At 70.0% G+C, this 16,558-nt stretch carries 11 protein-coding genes; 1 reads left to right on the top strand and 10 read right to left on the bottom strand.

What is annotated here, in order from left to right:
* Window positions 1-65: 65 nt before the first annotated feature.
* Both BO39_RS08735 and BO39_RS08740 read right to left on the bottom strand, forming a co-directional pair.
* Complete coding sequence (locus tag BO39_RS08735) at window positions 66-1,046, bottom strand: Bug family tripartite tricarboxylate transporter substrate binding protein (RefSeq protein ID WP_169742746.1); 981 nt, start codon at window positions 1,044-1,046, stop codon at window positions 66-68.
* 44 nt (window positions 1,047-1,090) lie between these two features.
* A complete protein-coding gene (locus BO39_RS08740) occupies window positions 1,091-2,749 on the bottom strand; it encodes an FAD-dependent monooxygenase (RefSeq protein WP_043832108.1) in 1,659 nt (552 codons plus the stop codon).
* Between the two features lie 111 nt (window positions 2,750-2,860).
* On the opposite strand from BO39_RS08740, the gene BO39_RS08745 reads away from it, so the two are divergent.
* Complete coding sequence (locus tag BO39_RS08745) at window positions 2,861-3,775, top strand: LysR substrate-binding domain-containing protein (protein ID WP_043832377.1); 915 nt, start codon at window positions 2,861-2,863, stop codon at window positions 3,773-3,775.
* A 240-nt stretch (window positions 3,776-4,015) separates the two neighbouring features.
* Here BO39_RS08745 and BO39_RS08750 read toward each other — a convergent pair whose 3' ends face one another.
* The 8 genes from BO39_RS08750 to BO39_RS08785 form a co-directional block, all read right to left on the bottom strand.
* A complete protein-coding gene (locus BO39_RS08750) occupies window positions 4,016-6,388 on the bottom strand; it encodes a hypothetical protein (RefSeq protein WP_043832110.1) in 2,373 nt (790 codons plus the stop codon).
* 56 nt (window positions 6,389-6,444) lie between these two features.
* On the bottom strand, window positions 6,445-6,888 hold the full coding sequence (locus BO39_RS08755) for a nuclear transport factor 2 family protein (protein ID WP_169742747.1): 444 nt from the start codon (window positions 6,886-6,888) through the stop codon (window positions 6,445-6,447).
* 7 nt (window positions 6,889-6,895) lie between these two features.
* Window positions 6,896-7,474, bottom strand: a complete 579-nt coding sequence (locus tag BO39_RS08760) for a VOC family protein (protein ID WP_043832380.1) — start codon at window positions 7,472-7,474, stop codon at window positions 6,896-6,898.
* Window positions 7,475-7,749: 275 nt separating this feature from the next.
* A complete protein-coding gene (locus BO39_RS08765) occupies window positions 7,750-9,210 on the bottom strand; it encodes an HWE histidine kinase domain-containing protein (protein WP_052401835.1) in 1,461 nt (486 codons plus the stop codon).
* A complete protein-coding gene (locus tag BO39_RS08770; protein ID WP_043832112.1) occupies window positions 9,207-9,677 on the bottom strand; it encodes a response regulator in 471 nt (156 codons plus the stop codon). Before BO39_RS08770 ends, BO39_RS08765 begins: the two co-directional genes overlap by 4 nt.
* A gap of 1 nt (window position 9,678) precedes the next feature.
* Window positions 9,679-11,943 (bottom strand): ATP-binding protein, encoded by a 2,265-nt coding sequence (locus BO39_RS08775; RefSeq protein ID WP_043832114.1) that lies wholly within the window; start codon window positions 11,941-11,943, stop codon window positions 9,679-9,681.
* A 512-nt stretch (window positions 11,944-12,455) separates the two neighbouring features.
* The gene (locus BO39_RS08780) at window positions 12,456-16,013 is read right to left on the bottom strand and encodes a molybdopterin cofactor-binding domain-containing protein (RefSeq protein WP_084697974.1); all 3,558 of its coding nucleotides are present in this window, start codon (window positions 16,011-16,013) and stop codon (window positions 12,456-12,458) included.
* Complete coding sequence (locus BO39_RS08785) at window positions 16,010-16,498, bottom strand: (2Fe-2S)-binding protein (protein ID WP_052401836.1); 489 nt, start codon at window positions 16,496-16,498, stop codon at window positions 16,010-16,012. Before BO39_RS08785 ends, BO39_RS08780 begins: the two co-directional genes overlap by 4 nt.
* Between the last annotated feature and the right edge of the window lie 60 nt (window positions 16,499-16,558).

Here is a 16,558-nt window from a genome sequence, read left to right on the forward strand (position 1 = left end):
GATTTTCCCTGAAACGGAGAAGGGGCTTCGAGATGCCGGACGAAGGTTTGCGGGCTGTCCGCAGTTCACTCAATGCTCGCACCGACCTGAGCGATCAGTTCGCGGTACACCCGCCTGTCCTGGGCCAGCGAGGTTCGGAACTCGGCGGGCGTCCCGGCAACCACCTCGCCCCCAAAGTCCTGGAGCAACCTGGCGCGAAGCTCCGGCGCGGCGAGCACCGAGCGCGCGGCCTCCGCAATGTGCTGCACCGTCGCCTCCGCCATCCCAGCCGGCCCGAGCAGGCCGAACCATCCCTTGGAGGAGAAGCCGGAAATGCTTTCGGCTGCTGTCGGCACCTCCTCGATACCCGGGAAGCGCGCGGGCGAGGTCACGGCGAGGGCCTTCAGGAATCCACCCTTCACCTGCGGCGTGATGACCGGGGTGCCGTCGATCAGCAAATCCACACGACCCGCGATCGTGTCCTGCACGGCGCCTGACATGGCGGAATAGGGCACGTTCACCATCTCGATCCCAAGCGATGTCCGCAGCCGCTCGCCGACGAAGCGCGGCAGGCCGGTGGCGCTGATCGTGGCGAAGGTGACCGGCCCCGGCCGGCTGCGTGCGTAGGCGCCGAGTTCCGCCAGGGTGCTCGCCGGCATCCCGGGCCGCGCGGCCACCATGAAGGGCGTCGACATGAGGAGCGAGACGGGCGTGAAGTCGCGTTCCCCATTGAAGGGCACGTTCCGCATCAGCCCCTCGTTCAGCAGCAGCATGGAGGCATGCGCGAAGAGCAGCGTATGCCCGTCCGTCTCTCCCCTCGCGACGGCCTGCGCGGCCAGGTTGCCGCTGGCGGCCGGCCGATTGTCCACGATCACGGGCTGGCCCCAATGCGCCGAAAGGCGGTCCGCCAGGATGCGCGCGATCACGTCGGGCGCACCTCCTGCCGGTATGCCGACGAGGAACCTGACCGGACGGGAGGGATAACCGCCCTCCGCCGCTCGCGCCCGTCGCACGCACCAACCCAGGCCTGCCGCAGCCACGATCAACCCCCGGCGTGACGTCGTCATTCGCGTCCTCCTCCCTCTCTGGCGCCCCTCTTCGGGGGCGTTCCTCATGCCGCTGCTGTGGCGCGCTCCGCAGGGCGGCTTCGGCCCGCTTCGCTGGCGCCGCGCACCACGTCCAGCAGGACCGGTGCGTCCATGGGCAGCTCGCTTCCCCGCCAGGCCACGTGCTGGTCCGGCCTGATCAGGGCGAGCGGTGCCTCGTAGCGGGCAGCCAGGCGCGGGTCGCCGGGGCGCACCACCCGCAGGGGCAGGCCGATGCCCTGCGCGGCCGCCTGCAGCGCTGTCACCACCGCCTCGTGGCCAGCATCCAGCACCAACAGGCTGAACCCGTCGGAGAGGTGGTCGTAGAGCGAGGATCCGTCCGCGAGCCAGAGATGCGGCGCCACGCAGCCGGGATGGGCCGATGGCTCATAGACCATGCTGTGGCGCGGAGGCGGCTCCGTGTCGTCGGGCACGATGATCGGCGAACCGGCATAGCAGTAGCCCTTCACCACGCCGAGCGAGCGCATCTCACGGATCTTCTGGACGAGGATCGTCTCGCCCACCTCCCGCCGTGTCGCCTCGCCGAGAAAGCCCTCCGCCTCGATCCCCGGCCTGGCGAGCTGGTTGCCCACCGTCGCGTAGTTCGCCACCGCCTCCGCGATGGCCCATTCGTGCACGGGCCGCCGCTCCGTCTCGTAGGCGTCGAGAAGCCCCGCCCCTCCCCATCCCTCGATCATGGCGGCCAGCTTCCAGCCGAGGTCCACCGCGTCGCCCACGCCCATGTTCATGCCGAAGCCGCCGAAGGGCGGGTGGAGGTGGCAGGCGTCGCCGGCAAGAAAGACATCTCCGCGGCGGTATCCATCCGCGATCAACCGGCGCGCAACCCAGGGATCGGCCCCGACCACCTCCACGTCGATATCGAGCCCTGTCGAGCGTCGGATCAGGGCAGGAATGTCGATGGCGACTGGATCGACATCCGCGCCGATCTTCGTGGCAATGAAGTACCAGAGCCCGTCATCGCTCATCGGGCCGAGCAGCGCGGGCACGTCCTCGTTGATCATCCAGTACATGAGCGCCGGCCCGTGTGCGTTCAGCGCCGCAAGGCGCGAGGAGCGGAAGACGATGTTGAGGTTTGCGGCATATCCCCCATCGCCCTGCATGCGCGCGCCGATCAGCTTGCGCACGCTGCTGCGGGCGCCGTCCGCGCCCACGAGGTAGCGCGCGCGGATGCTTCGCCGCCTCGCCCCGGAAGGGTGCGCGACGGTAGCGAGGATGCCGGCCTCGTCCTCCACAAAACCTTCCAGAGCCGTGTCGAACTCGACCCGCACGGAGGGGAGCGAGACCGCATGCGCGCGCAGCACCTCTTCCAGCGTGTATTGCGGCACCCATTGCGCGCCTTCCGCATAGAGGTCGTTCGGGGCCTGCCCGCAACTGAAGACGCCCTCGAAGCGGGCGAGCAGCGGCCCGCCCATGCGGGTGGCGAAGACAACGTCCGCCGGGTAGTCGTCGCGGATCGGCGAGGCCCGGCGCAGCGTCTCGGCGATGCCCCAGCGGCGAAGGTGCTCGCGCGTGCGCACATTGGTCATCTTGGCGCGGGGGCTGTAGCCGACGCGGTCGTTCCTCTCGACGACCCCGCACGCGATGCCGCGACGTCCGAGTTCGATCGCGAGCGAGAGGCCCACGGGCCCCGCGCCGACAACGAGAACCTCCACGACGTCGCTCATCTGCCCGGTGCTTCCTTCCCTGATGCTGCCGAGGATCAGCGGTTGAGCGATCCGGAAGAAGATGGAGAATCGGGGTCAGCGATGCCGATTCGTTATCCGTGGCAGGTCAGGATGAAGCTTCAGCACTTCCGTGAAGTGGTCGCGATCGCCGAGCAGGGCAGCATTCGCGCGGCCGCGCGCCTGCTGGGCGTGGCGCAGCCCGCCCTCACCCGCAGTCTAGCGGATCTGGAACACGAGCTTGGCGCCCCGCTTTTCGAACGGCGCGTGCGCGGCGTGATCCCGACCCCGCTCGGCCAGGCCTTCGTCCGCCGCGCCGCTTCCATCTCCCAGGAGATCCGGCGGACGGAGGAGGAGATGGCGCAGCTTCGCGGCGCCACCACGGGCACGGTAACGGCGGGCCTATCCATCGCCGCGCACCTCGCCTTCCTTCCCTCGGCGCTTGCGCCCTTCCTGAAACGCTACCCGGACACGAGGCTGCACGTGATCGAGGGCTTCTATCCTACGCTCGAGGGCGGGCTGCGCGAGGGGCGGATCGACTTCTACTTCGGCGTCGATCCCGGCCCCCCCATCGCGCGCGAACTCTCGCGCGAGGTCTTCCGACCCAACCGCCGGACGGTCCTGTGCCGCGCCGGGCACCCGCTCGCCGCCTCCACCTCGCTGTCCCAACTCAGCAGTGCCGGATGGACCACCACCTCAATCACCGTCAGCGCGGAGGATGAGGTCAGCGCCATCTTCGAGCGCCACGGTCTGCCCGCGCCGAAACTCGCCCTGCGCTGCCAGTCCGCGCTCACGGTAATGACCTGCATCGCCTACAGCGACCTGCTGGCCATGGTGCCGCTGCAGTGGAGCAAATTCGCGCTGACCCGCGGCGCTCTGACAACGATCGAGGTGAAGGAAGAACTCGCCGCGCCACCCCTGGTGATCATCAAACGCGCCGACCTTCCGCTCACCCCCGCGGCGACGCATCTCCTCACCCTGCTCAAGCGGGCGCCAGCAGCGAGCGGGCACGCGACGAGGAGCCTTTGAGGCGGTCGTTCACCCCATCCCTAACGCCAGAGAGGACCCTTCCCTCTCCAGACCTTCGGCAAGCGCGCGGCATTCGTCCCACGCCATCCAGGGGCCTGGCTGGACGCACAGGTCCAACCCTGGACCTGCGTCTGGCCGCCGGCGAGGCGATGATTGAGGGCTTGTTCCCCCCTGGTGCCTTTCCTGCGCGTGCAGTCGCCTCCGGTCCATGACCCGAGGCGCACCGGCCGCAAACCGCCATCAAACCGCCCGGAGGTGCCGGATAGGCCGCCCCGGTGCGATCTCCTCCACCGCGGCCGCGATGGATTGCGCGTCGATCCCCGCCAGCTGGTAGAGATCTTGCAACGACCCCGTCTGGCCGAAGCGCGTGACGCCGAGCGCGCGGGCACGGTGGCCGCGTACGGAGCCGAGCCAGCCGAGCGTTGCCGGATGCCCATCCAGCACGGTGACCAGCGCGCAGTCGCGCGGCACCTTCGCGAGCAGCCGCTCGATATGGCATGCGGCCCCTCCTTTGCGCTCGGCCATCCAGCCCTGGTGCAGCCGGTCGGCGGAGGTCACGGCCAGCAGCCCGATATCGCGCCGGTCCTCGGCGACAAGGCTGACCGCCTCCAGCGCCTCGGGCGCCACGGCGCCGGTATAGGCGATGACGGCTTCCGCATTCGGCCCTGGGGGGCGCAGCCAGTAGGCCCCGGCGATCATGTCCGCTGCCTCCGCCAGCCCGATCTCGCGCGAAGGTTGCGGGATCGTCCGGGTCGAGAGGCGGAAATAGACGGATCCGCCGGCCTCGTCCCCCACTCCGCCGGCACGCTGCACGTGCTCGAAGGCCCAGCGCAGCAGCACCGCCAGCTCGTCCACGTAGGCGGGTTCGAAGCTCGCCAGTCCGTCCTGCGCCATGCCGATCAGCGGCGTCGCGATCGACTGGTGCGCCCCTCCTTCCCCGGCCAGCGAGATGCCGGACGGCGTGGCGACGAGGATAAAGCGAGCGTCCTGGTAGCAGGCGTAGTTCAGCGCATCGAGGCCGCGCTCGATGAAGGGATCGTAGAGCGTGCCCACGGGGATCAGCCGCTCGCCGTTAATGGCGTGGGACAGTCCGAGCGCGGAGAGCAGCGTGAAAAGGTTCATCTCGGCGATGCCGAGTTCCAGGTGCTGTCCCTTGGGGGAGAAGCGCCAGTGGAAGGTGGAGGGGATGCGCTCCGTCCGGAAAACATCCGCCACCTCCTCCCGCGCAAAGAGGCCGCGCCGGTTCACCCAGCCGCCGAGATTGGTCGAGACGGTCACGTCGGGCGAGGTGGTGACGATGCGCCGGGCGAGCGGCGTGTCCCCTTTCGCGAGCTCGTTCATCAACTGCCCGAAGCCATGCTGGGTCGAGAGTTCCCGCCCCGCCGGCACCGGCAGCGCCTCCGGCACGGGAATGGCCGGGGCTTCCAGGCGACGTGGGCCATTCGCGTTGAAGGGAACCGCGGCCAGGAAGGCGTCGAGCCTGGCAGCGGGCAGGCGCATCCCCTCGTGGCGATTCCATTCCTGCCCCGGCCGAATGCCCATCGCGGCGCGCAGCGTCTCCACCTGCGCCGGCGTCAGCAGCCCCGCGTGGTTGTCCTTGTGGCCGGCCAGCGGCAGGCCCGATCCCTTGATGGTGTAGCAGATGAAGCAGACCGGCCGGTCATGCGCCTTCGCGGTCTCGAAGGCCTCGATGAGGAGGGCGAGGTCGTGGCCGCCGAGGTTGCCCATCAGCGCCGCCAGTTCCTCGTCCGAGCGGCGTTCGAGCAGGGCCGTCAGTGGCCCTTGGTCGCCCAGTTCCTCCGTCAGCCGCGCGCGCCAGGCCGCGCCACCGCCGAAGGTCAGCGCGGAGTAGAGCGGGTTGGGGCAGGCCTCGATCCATTCCCGCAGCCTCTCCCCGCCGGGCTCGGCGAAGGCGGCTCTCTGCAGCCGGCCGTGGCGCAGCACCACGACATCCCAGCCGAAGTTGCGGAACATCGTCTCGAACTTCGACCACAGCCCCTCGCGGATTACAGCGTCCAGGCTCTGGCGGTTGTAGTCCACCACCCACCAGGTGTTGCGCAGGCCGTGCTTCCAGCCCTCCAGCAGGGCCTCGAAGATGTTGCCCTCGTCCATCTCCGCGTCGCCGACGAGCGCGACCATCCGTCCGACCGCTCGCTCCGTTCCCCAGCCCTGCGCCCGCACATAGTCCTGCACGAGGGAGGAGAAGAGTGTCTGCGCCACGCCGAGGCCGACGGAGCCCGTGGAGAAATCCACGTCGTCATGGTCCTTGGTGCGGGACGGGTAGGACTGCGCCCCGCCGAGCCCGCGGAAGTTCTTCAGCCGCTCCAGCGTCTGGTTCCCCAGCAGGTACTGGATGGCGTGGAACACCGGGCTGGCATGCGGCTTCACCGCGACCCGGTCCTCCGGCCGCAGCACGGCCAGATAGAGCGCCGTCATGATGGTGGCGATGGAGGCGCTGGAAGCCTGGTGCCCGCCCACCTTCAGCCCGTCCCTGTTCGGGCGAAGGTGGTTGGCGTTGTGGATCATCCATGTGGCCAGCCAGAGGATCTTGCGCTCCAGCTCCGCCAGCGCCTCAAGATCCGGCGCAGCCGCCCCCGCATCACCTTCGCGCATGATCGCCTCCCAAGATCCGGCCCTTTGCGGACCTGCGGCGCCGGCGCGCCCTGTTGTCAGGCCGCGCCGAACAGCACGCTCAGGCGCCGCTCCGCGAAGCGCCAGGCACCGTCCCCGCCCTCGGCGTAGGTATCCTCGTACTCCGCGATGAGAAGGGGGAAGGCCGGTCCCATGCCGGGCCCATCATGGCGATAGAGGGTGAGGAGAAGTGTGCCGTGCACCAGCCCGCCCTCCCCCGGCGAGAGGCGGAGGTTGCTCTGCGCGTGGCGGGAAAGGCGAGCGGTCATCGCCGCGCGCTCCTGCGCCCAGGCCGCGATGGTGGCGCGGCCGATCTTGTCCGCGCCGATCCCGATAACCCGCCCGTCCTCGGTGTAGAGGTTCGGCAACTCGTCGGCGCGCCCATGGTCGATCAGCCAGGCGTGCTCCTGCACGAGCCATTCGATGGCCGCCCTCGTCACGGGGTCGATCGCGATGGCCAGGCTGGCGGGCGCCGTCCGCACCACCGGCTCAGACCGGCAGGCCGATGGGCGGGATCGAGGCCGGCAGGAATTCGCCGGCACGGATCGCGGGCTGGAGCGACGCGAAGTCGCGGCCCGCGCTGTGAGCCTGGAAGACCTTCTCGGGGTCGAAGAAGGTGCCGATCGGGTTGGCCGCGAAATCCGGGGAGGAGCGCATGAACTCGCCCGAAAGCGCCCAGTCGCCGAAGTTGTCGCTCTGCAGCTCCACGTAGTTGCCCTCGGGATCTCGGTAGTAGAGCGAGATCGTCAGCCCGTGGTCCAGCGCGAAGGCCGGCAGGATGCCCTCGTCGCGCATCCGCGCGTAGGACGACATGAGGTCCGCGAAGCTGGCGTACTCGAAGGCGCTGTGATGCATGCCGTTGTGCCGCACCTTCTCAGGATCGTCGGAAAGGCCCGGAACCGACAGGAAGGCGATGCGGTGGTTCGCCTCGTCGTTCGTCGTCCAGGCGTTGTTGGCGTCCATGAAGTTGACGCGCACGCCGACCACCTTGCCGTACCAGTCCACCATCTCGGGCAGGCGGCTCGTCTTGAGCGTGACATGGTGAAAGACAGGACGGATGACGTTCATGTTTCCTCCGGGCTTCTTCATATCCTGGCGCGGGACGAGCGCGGCGGGCTGCTTTCTAAAGCCTCGACCGATGTGTCAGCAGATGGGAAGAGGCGATCTTTGATGCCTGGGAGGCATCACCCAAGGAACGGTTGCCGCTTCCGGCAGGTCGGTGGGTGCGCGAAGCCGGCGCCGCTTGCGCCCTGCCCGCGGACACCCACCCGTTGCGCCGAAACAGGAACGCTCATGCCCCCGCCGGGCCCGAGGATGCCAGAACGAAGGAGGTCCCGCGGCCGTCAGACCGCCATAAGACGGTCCCGATCGCCGCTCGCCGACAGAACCTCCGCCGGCACGGATTCAAGCGGCATCTGGATCTCGCAGACGAGTCCCTGCGGCTCCCAGAAAAGCGCGACTTCGCCGCTCAGCTGCACGCGCACCGCGCTTTCAAGCATCCGTCCGCCGAAGCCGCGACGCTTCGGGACATCGTTCAGCGGGGGCCCACCAGATTCCGCCCAGCGCAGCTTCAAGCGCGCCAGGTTGTCGCCGCCGCGCTCCACCTGCCAGGAAACGGATACGCGACCCTCCGCGGCCGAGAGGGCGCCGTACTTCACGGCGTTGGTGGCCAGCTCATGCGCGATCATGGCGAGCGGCTGCACCGTCGAGACGGGAAGCGAGACACGCGGCCCCTTCAGCACCGCGCGCCCGGGGTCGGTTCCCAGGAAGGGCAGGAGTTCCCCTTCCAGCAGGGCGCGAAGGTCGGCCCCGGCCCAGCGATCCTCGACAAGCAGCGCCTGCGCCCGGACCAGCGCCGCGACCCGGCCCTCGACCGCGCGGATATAGCCCGGCACGTCCGCCACCTTCGTCAGCCGCAGCGTGGCCTGCACGACCGCCAGCGCGTTCTTCGCGCGGTGATCCACCTCGCGGGAGAGCAAGGTCTGCCGCTCCTCCGCCAGTTTGCGCTCGGTGATGTCGAGCGAGACGCCTGCCAGGCCGAGCGCGGTCCCATCGGGCGCATGGACCGGTCGCCCGCGCACCTGCAGCCAGCGCACCGTGCCGTCGGATTGGACCGCACGGTACTCGACGTCGTAGTCCGCGTGCTCCGACACCGAGCGCGCCAGGGCCGACTGCACGCGCTCGCGGTCCTTGGCGTGGATGGCGGCGAGAAGATCCGTATAGGTGAAGGGGCCCTCATCCTCCTGGCCGAAGGCCGCGCGGAAATGCGACGAGGCGGTAAGAGCCCCGCTGCGGAGATCCAGTTCCCAGGTGCCGAGCCGCCCGGCCTCCAGAGCCAGGCGCAGCCGCGCCTCGCTCTCGCGCAGCGCCGCCAGTGTTTCCCGCTGGCCTGCACGAGCCCGGGCATCGTCCTGCGCGCGCCTGACGGCGATCGGCAGCCGGGCGAGGCGCTGCTTCACCACGTAGTCCGTGGCGCCCTGCCTCACCGCCTCGACGGCGGCTTCCTCGCCCATCGTGCCCGAGACAAAGATGAAGGGCGTATCGGGCGCGATCTCGCGCGCGACGGAAAGGGCCGTGAGGCCGTCGAAATCCGGAAGGACGAAGTCGGCCAGGATGAGGTCGATCTCGCCCCGGAGCAGGGCCGCGGTGAAGTCCGCGCGGCCGCCGACGAGCTGGATGGTGCTGGCAAGGCCCCAATGCGCCAGGTATTCCGCGATCAGCTCGGCATCGATCGCGCTGTCTTCCAGGTGCAGGATGCGGCAGTCGGCGCTTTCCGGCGCCAGGGCCGGTCGGGCTGACGTCACGTCCCCTCGCCCGGATTCCCGGAACCGGCATGGTCCGGCGGCGGCTCGTTCAGCACGGCCCAGAAGGCACCGATGTCGCGGATCGCCTCGAAGAACTCTCGGTGCCCGACCGGCTTGACCACGAAGGCGTTGACGCCGAGGCCGTAGCTCTTGATCAGGTCCTGCTCCTCGCGCGAGGAGGTCAGCATCACCACCGGCACGTTGCGCGTGCGCGCCTCGCGCCGCATCTCCTCCAGCACTTCGAGCCCGTCCATCCGCGGCAGCTTGATGTCGAGCAGCACCACGGCCGGCAGCTGTGGCGCTTCGTCCGGCGAATTGCCGCGGCGGAACAGCATGTCCAGCGCCTCGACGCCGTCCCGTGCCACCACGACCGGGTTGGCCAGGCGGCTTTTCTCCAGGGCGGCCAGGGTCAGCTCGATATCGTTCGGGCTGTCCTCCACGAGCAGAACGGGCCTGAGCTGCGACATCTCAGATCGACTCCCCGGTCACCGCGTCAGGGCGGGGCAGCGAGAAGCTGAACACCGCCCCCTTGCCCGGGCTGCCCTCGGCCCAGATCCGGCCGCCATGCCGCTCGATGATGCGCTGGGCATTCGCGAGGCCGATGCCGACCCCCTCGAATTCCTCGGCCCGGTGCAGCCGTTGGAACACGCCGAAAAGCTTGTGCGCGTAGGCCATCTCGAAACCGACCCCGTTGTCCTTCACGTGGAAGACGAACTCTTTCTCCGCCGTTTCGCAACCGATCTCGACGACTGCCGGATCCCGGCCGCGCGTGTACTTGACGGCATTCGAGAGAAGATTCTGGAAGACCTGCCTCAGCATGGCGGGATCCGCGTGGATCAGCGGCATCGGCGAGACCCGCCACTCGATGGGCCGCCCGCCCTGCTCCGGCTCCAATGCGCGGCGAACCTCCGCCAGGAGCGCCGCCGGGTCGAACCCCACGGGAACAAGGGAAGTCCGGCCCATCTGCGAGAAGTTCAGCAGCGCGTCCACCAGCCGGCCCGCATTCTCCGCGGCCTCGATGACGGTGGTGAGATACCGGCGCCCCCTGTCGGTCAGCCTCTCGCCCTCGCGCTCGCGCAGCATTTCCGAGAAGCCGACGATGTGGCGGAACGGCGCACGCAGGTCGTGCGAGACGGAGTACGAGAAGGCCGCCAGTTCCTTGTTCACGCGCTCCAGCCGCCCGGTCAGCTCCGCCCGCTCCTCTGCCGCCCGCAGCACGCCGCCGACGATGGCGGTGCGCAGGTCGCGCGCGGCCTCCACTTCCGCCGCGCTCCAGGGCGCCGAGCGCTGGCGGACCGTTTCCGCCCAGGCGGCGAAGGAACGCCGCGGATGCAGGCGGCTCGGCGTCGGATCCGCTGGCTTCCGGGGATCGCCACCCCATTTCACCGTCCGGACCAATTCGGGCCGGAACCACAGGACGAAGCTCGGGTGGAGCTTGGAGATCGAGACGGCGAGGAGGCCGCTGGCGGTGTCGGCGATGGCCTCGGCCGAGGGCAGCAGCTCGGAGAGGGCGCCGCTCTCCAGCACCTCCTCCATCCCGCGCTCGGCCAGCCAGGCCGCGATGCGCCGCACCTCCGCCTCCGGCGGCGTTCGGCCGGTGAGGACGCAGGCCCCCTCCGTCAGCACCGCCGCCCCCTCCGCCCCGGTCAGTTCGAGCAGGTCCCTGGGCACCGCCATCAAGCCATCGACGAAGTGCTTCGCCTCCGCCATGCGCGCCAGCAGGCGTCCTTCAAGGCCCTTCAGACGGGCGCGCGCCTCGGCATGCGCCATCTCCTCGCGGGCGGCGATGCGGACGGCGAACATCTGCGCCACCAGGTCGCAGGCATTCCGCGCGGCGAACGACACGCGGCGCGGCGTGGCGTGGTGGCAGGAGACAAGGCCCCAGAGCCGCCCGTCGCCGCGAATGACGGAGACGGACATGGAGGCCGGCGTCCCCATGTTGCGCATGTATTCAAGGTGCACCGGCGACACGCTGCGAAGGCTCGAGAAGGTGAGGTCGAGCGGCGGACCGTCCTCCGCCTGCAGGATGGTGACCGGGCTGTAGCCGGCGTCGGCGATCAGCCGCTGCGGGTTCAGCTCATAGAGCCGTCGGGCCTGCGCGGGGATGTCAGAGGCCGGGAAACGCAGGCCGAGATAGGAGGGCAGGCGCTCGTTCCGGTCCTCGGCGATGACCGTCCCGTCCCAGTTATCCTCGAAACGATAGACGAGCACGCGGTCGAAGCCGGTGATGCGCCGCACGGCCGCCGCGGTGGTGGCCGCCAGCAGCTCCGGCGTCGCCACGCGCCCGAGGCGGGCATAGGCGTCGCGCACGCCGGGATAGAGTGCCTCGAGGGTGCTCCGCGCCTCAGGCCCCTCGTCGTCGCCTTCCACTTCCAGCTCGAGCACGACCTGCCCATCGGGGGAGCGATGCCCCACCGCCTGGAAGGCCGCGCCGGATGTCGCCCGGAAGCGGCCGAGCTGCATCGGGCCGACGCTCGGCAGGCCGCGCAGCTTCGGGCGCAGCACCTTCACCCAGTCATTCGGGAGGACACGCTCGATCGGCTCACCGAACGCTACGGCAAGGTCCGTCGCGAGCACCGCCTCCGAGGCGGCGCTCGCGTGGAGAAGTTGCAGATCCTCTGCCCCAAAGGCCAGCAGGTGGCCGTGCGGCTGGATGCTACCGGGGATATGGATCGGCTCGCGCTCGCATCCCACCGTTGGATCGGCGGGCCGGTCAGCATGGTCGAGCGGCATCAGAGCGGCCTCTCTACCCTGGACTCGTGCGCCGCGCGTCCTCGCTGCAACCCTGCGCCGCCGACGCTGCCGAGCCCTGCGCGCCTCCCCCGCGTGACCATCGTGCGAAGCCGCAACTCCCCCCTTTCGGAAGTGGCTTCCGGAGCGGGGTCTCGGCGAGGTTCCGGACAGGAAAGCAAGTACACATCCGCAGAATGATCGGTCGATGCTTACGAAAGCGTTTCGCGCTTGTCTACGGAGCGGTTGCAGGTCAACTCCGGCCACGCCGAATAGTAGCAAGATGTGGCCTTGGCGACTTCCTCACGCATGATGAAGCTTTTACAACGCCCTGCACCGCTGGGCCGCCTGATGAAACGGCCAGGCGCGTGCCCGGCTCCTGGCGCCCGCGTCGCCCATCTCGGCACCATGTTTCCATGAGGCACCACGCGGCTGGCTGCGTCGGCTGAGAGGAGCGCGGGCGAGACCACGACAGCACGCTCGTGCCTCGCCCGCCCGGGATCATCCGGCGCCGGTCACCGGTCCCGAAGCCGCGCCAGCGTGCCCCGCACCTCCGACCAGGCCGGTCTCCCCGGGGCGAAGCGCGCGCGCAGGTAATGCGTGAGGTCGATAAGCTGCGCGTCCGTCAGGCTGCCCGCGAAAGCGGGCATGGCCCCGAGTTCCGGCACGGCCGGCCTCGGGATGCCCTCCAGCATCACGCGCAGCAGGTTGTCCGGCCGGTCGCTGTAAAGATTGGTGTTGAAGGCAAGATTGGGACGTGCGCCGAAGCCGGTCGCCGTCCGGGGATCATGGCAGACCGCACAGGCGCCGTCGAAGATACGCTGCCCGATGCTGCCGGTCAGGGGCCCGGCCGCCGCGTCGGAGGCCGCCTGCACACTCGCCGCAATGGCGGAGGGCACCTTCGGCGGCGGCTGCATGAAGGAGGCAAGATAGGTCGCCATGGCGCGGATATCGGCGTCGGGCAGCGCGCGGAGGCCTTCGACGACGGGGGCCATGTTGCCAGCCGCCACGCCGTGGAATTGTGCCTGCCCCGTGCGGAGATAGGCGAAGAGCTCCGCCTCGTCCCAGGGCACGGGCGCGCGGGAGAGGCCGGTCAGCGCGGGCGCCTCCCAGCCCTCTACCATGGCGCCCGTCAGATGGGCGCCCCCACCCTCCATCGCGCCCAGCGCGTTGCGCGGCGTGTGGCAGGCGCCGCAATGGCCCAGCCCCTCCACGAGATAGGCTCCGCGGTTCCAGTCGGCCGAACGGGCAGGATCGGCCTCCACCGTGCCCGGCCGGTGAAAGAGCGCGTTCCAGCCCGCCAGCAGCGGGCGCAGGTTGTAGGGAAAGGCGAGCCCGGTCCTCGGCAGCTCGTTCCGAACGGGCCGCTGGGCCATGAGGTAGGCATAGATAGCCTGCAGGTCGGCATCCGTGGTGCGCGTGAAGTTCGTGTAGGGAAAGGCCGGGTAGAGATGCCGCCCGTCGCGGCCGATGCCGTCCCGCATCGCGCGCTCGAAGGCGGTGTAGGACCAACCGCCGATGCCCGTCTCGGGGTCGGGCGTCAGGTTAGGGGTGACGATCTCGCCGAAGGGCGTTTCCAGCGCCCGGCCGCCGGCCATCGGAATGCCGTTCTCCGCCGTGTGGCAGACGGCGCAATCGCCCAGCGCCACAAGCAGCCGCCCCCGCTCGATGGTCGCCGGCGCATAGGCGGCCGGATCCGGCGGGGCGATCGGCGCGATGGCTGGCCGCCAGGGCAGGGCCGCGAGCGCGAGCCCGCCGGCGCCCACCAGGCCGGAGAGTGCCCCGGTCCAGAAGCGGCGCTTGCGGGCCGGCGGCGCGGGCGGGCCGGGCAGCGCCTGGGGAAAGGCGGGCTCCTCCGGGCGCAGACCGGCGCGGATCCGGTCCGGCGTGAAAGGCGGTTCGCGGAAGCGCACGCCGGTCGCGTCGAAGATGGCGTTGGCGATGGCGGCGGCGCTGGGGACGGAGGCGGATTCACCCGCGCCCAACGCCGGCTGGTCGTGCCGCTGCAGCAGCAACGCGTCGATCCTCGGCACCTCGGGGAAGGTGATGATGGGATAGGCGCCCCATTCATTGCTCGTAGTCACGCCGTGCTCGAAGGTCACGCGCTCCTTCAGCACGCGGCTGGTGGCCTGGATGACGTTGCCGTGGAGCTGATGGCGGACGCCGGCGGGGTTGATCATCAGCCCCGTGTCCTGCCCCGCCGTCACACGGGTGACGGAAACCTCGCCACTGCCCGGATCCACGGCGACATCCACCACCCAGGCAGACCAGGCGGCCGCGGTCCCGGGGAACTTGCCGTGGACATAGACGGCATAGGCGAAGCCGCGGCCGTGCAGCAGCCCGTCTTCCGCCACCGCGGGCGGGCTTGGTTCCGGCCGCGGTTGCCAGCCCGCGCGCTCCGCCGTGGCCCTGACCAGCGCGACGGCACGCGGATCGTGCAGGTAGCGCAACCGGAACTCGACAGGATCGATCCGCGCCTCCGCCGCCATCTCGTCCATGTAGGATTCATGCGCGAAGGTATTCGGCAGCGCGGCGACGCCGCGGAGCCAGGAGGCGCGCACGATCGGCGGCGTGTCCTGAACGGTGATCCGCATGTTCTCGATGTCGTAGGGCGGGATCGCCGTGCGATCCCCAATATCGCCGACGGATGGGATATTGGAGACGACGCCGGTGAGGATGAGCGCGAGAGTTGGCGCGCGGTTGCCCGGAAAGCGCGTCTCGAACTCGTAGGCGACCAGCTCGCCGCGCTCGTCCAGCGCGCCGTTCACGTCCATGAGCTGTCCGGGGCCCTTAGGCTCCCAGGCGTGTTCCTGCTCGCGCGAGAGCTGCACGCGAACGGGGCGGCCGACCGCGCGCGCGAGGAGCGCGGCATCGGCCGCCACGTCATCCGCGCAGTTGCGGCCATAGCAGCCCGCCGCCTCCATCCGCACCACCTCCACCGCCCCGACGGGCAAGCCGAGGAGGAGCGCGAGGTCGTCGCGCAGCCAGTGCGGGTTCTGCGTGCCGGCCCAGACGGTGATCCCGTCCTCCCGCATCCTCGCGACGGCGCAGGAGGGGCCGATGCTGGCGTGCATGTGGTAAGGCCAGACATAGGTGCGGCGCATGGCGGTCGCGGCACTTGCGATCGACGCATCCACGTCGCCCGTCTCCTTCAAGCGGCGCGGCACGGCGGGGTTCGCGCGCAGCGCCGCCTCAAGCTCCGCAAGATCCGGCAGCGCGGGCGGCTCCCGCCAGGCCACCTTCAGCCGCTGCGCCGCAAGGATGGCGTGCTCCTCCCGCTCGCAGACCACGCCGACGAAATCGGCTCTTGTGACCACGGCGACGAGGCCGGGGATGTCGGCCACGGAACTCTTGTCCACGCCGATGAGGCTGTTGCCGACGAAATCGCCCGAATCGATCCCGGCGTAGGGCGGGCGCACCACGCGGCCGTGCAGCATGCCCGGCACGCGCAAGTCGTGAACGTAGGAGAAGGTGCCCGCCGCCTTGGCCGGGATATCTGTGCGCGGCACGGGCTGGCCGACGACGCGGTAGCTCTCCACCGGCTTGACCGGCGTCGCGGGATCGAGCTGCAGATGGATACGGCGGCCGCGTAGCAGCTCGGCATAGGCGAGAAAACGGTTCCCATCCTCGGCGCCGACCACGCCATCCACCACGCGCAGCGCGTCGACGGGCACGCCCAGTTCATCAGCGGCGAGTGCCAGCAGCGCGGCGCGCGCCTGGGCGGCGGCGGCGCGCAGCGGATGGGCAGTGACCTGGATCGTCTCGCTCGCGATCGTGCCGCCCTGGTCCGGCCCCGCGCCCGTGTTGCCCAGCAGCATGGAAACCCGCTCCAGCGGCAGGTCCAGTTCCTCCGCCACGATCTGCGCGAGCGCCGTGCGGATGCCGGTGCCGAGATCGACATGGCCGTTCAGCGCATTCGTCGCGCCGTGCTCGTCCATGACGAGGAAAAGCTCCGTCGCCGGATCCTCCGGCCGCCTGCCCTGCCCCGCCGGATCGCGCGAGACGGCGAGATGGCCGCCGCGGCTGAGCAGCGCCTCTCGGCTCGCCTCGCTCGTGTCGCGCCGCGCCGTCACTCCTGCACCTCCGGCTCCGGAATGCCCGCGGCGCGGCGCACCGCGCGCAGGATCTCGATATGCGCGCCGCAGCGGCAGAGATTGTAGCGCAGCGACTGCCGGATCTGGGCGTCCGTAGGATGCGGGTTGCGCTCCAGCAGGGCCACCGCCGTCATGATCATGCCGTTGAGGCAGTAGCCGCACTGGGCGGCCTGCTCCTCCACGAAGGCCCTCTGCACGGGGTGCAGGCCGTGCTCATCCGCCAACCCCTCCAGCGTCACCACCTCGCGCCCCTCCACCAGGCCCAGCGGCAGGATGCAGGAGCGCGCGGCGACGCCATCCATCAAAACGGTGCAGGCGCCGCATTCGCCCAGGCCGCAACCGAATTTCGGCCCGTTCAGCGAGAGGTCGTTCCTCAGGACATAGAGAAGGCGCGTGTCCGCGGGAAGGCGCAGCGCGTGCGCCTCGCCATTCACCTGCAGATGGATGACCGGGTGCTGCATCATCGCGCAGGCAGGCCGCCGGACCCGTCGGCCGGGGGCACGAGGGCCCGGAGCTCCGCGCTG

Source organism: Roseomonas aerilata DSM 19363, assembly GCF_000711725.1.
GTDB classification, from domain to species: Bacteria; Pseudomonadota; Alphaproteobacteria; order Acetobacterales; family Acetobacteraceae; genus Roseomonas; species Roseomonas aerilata.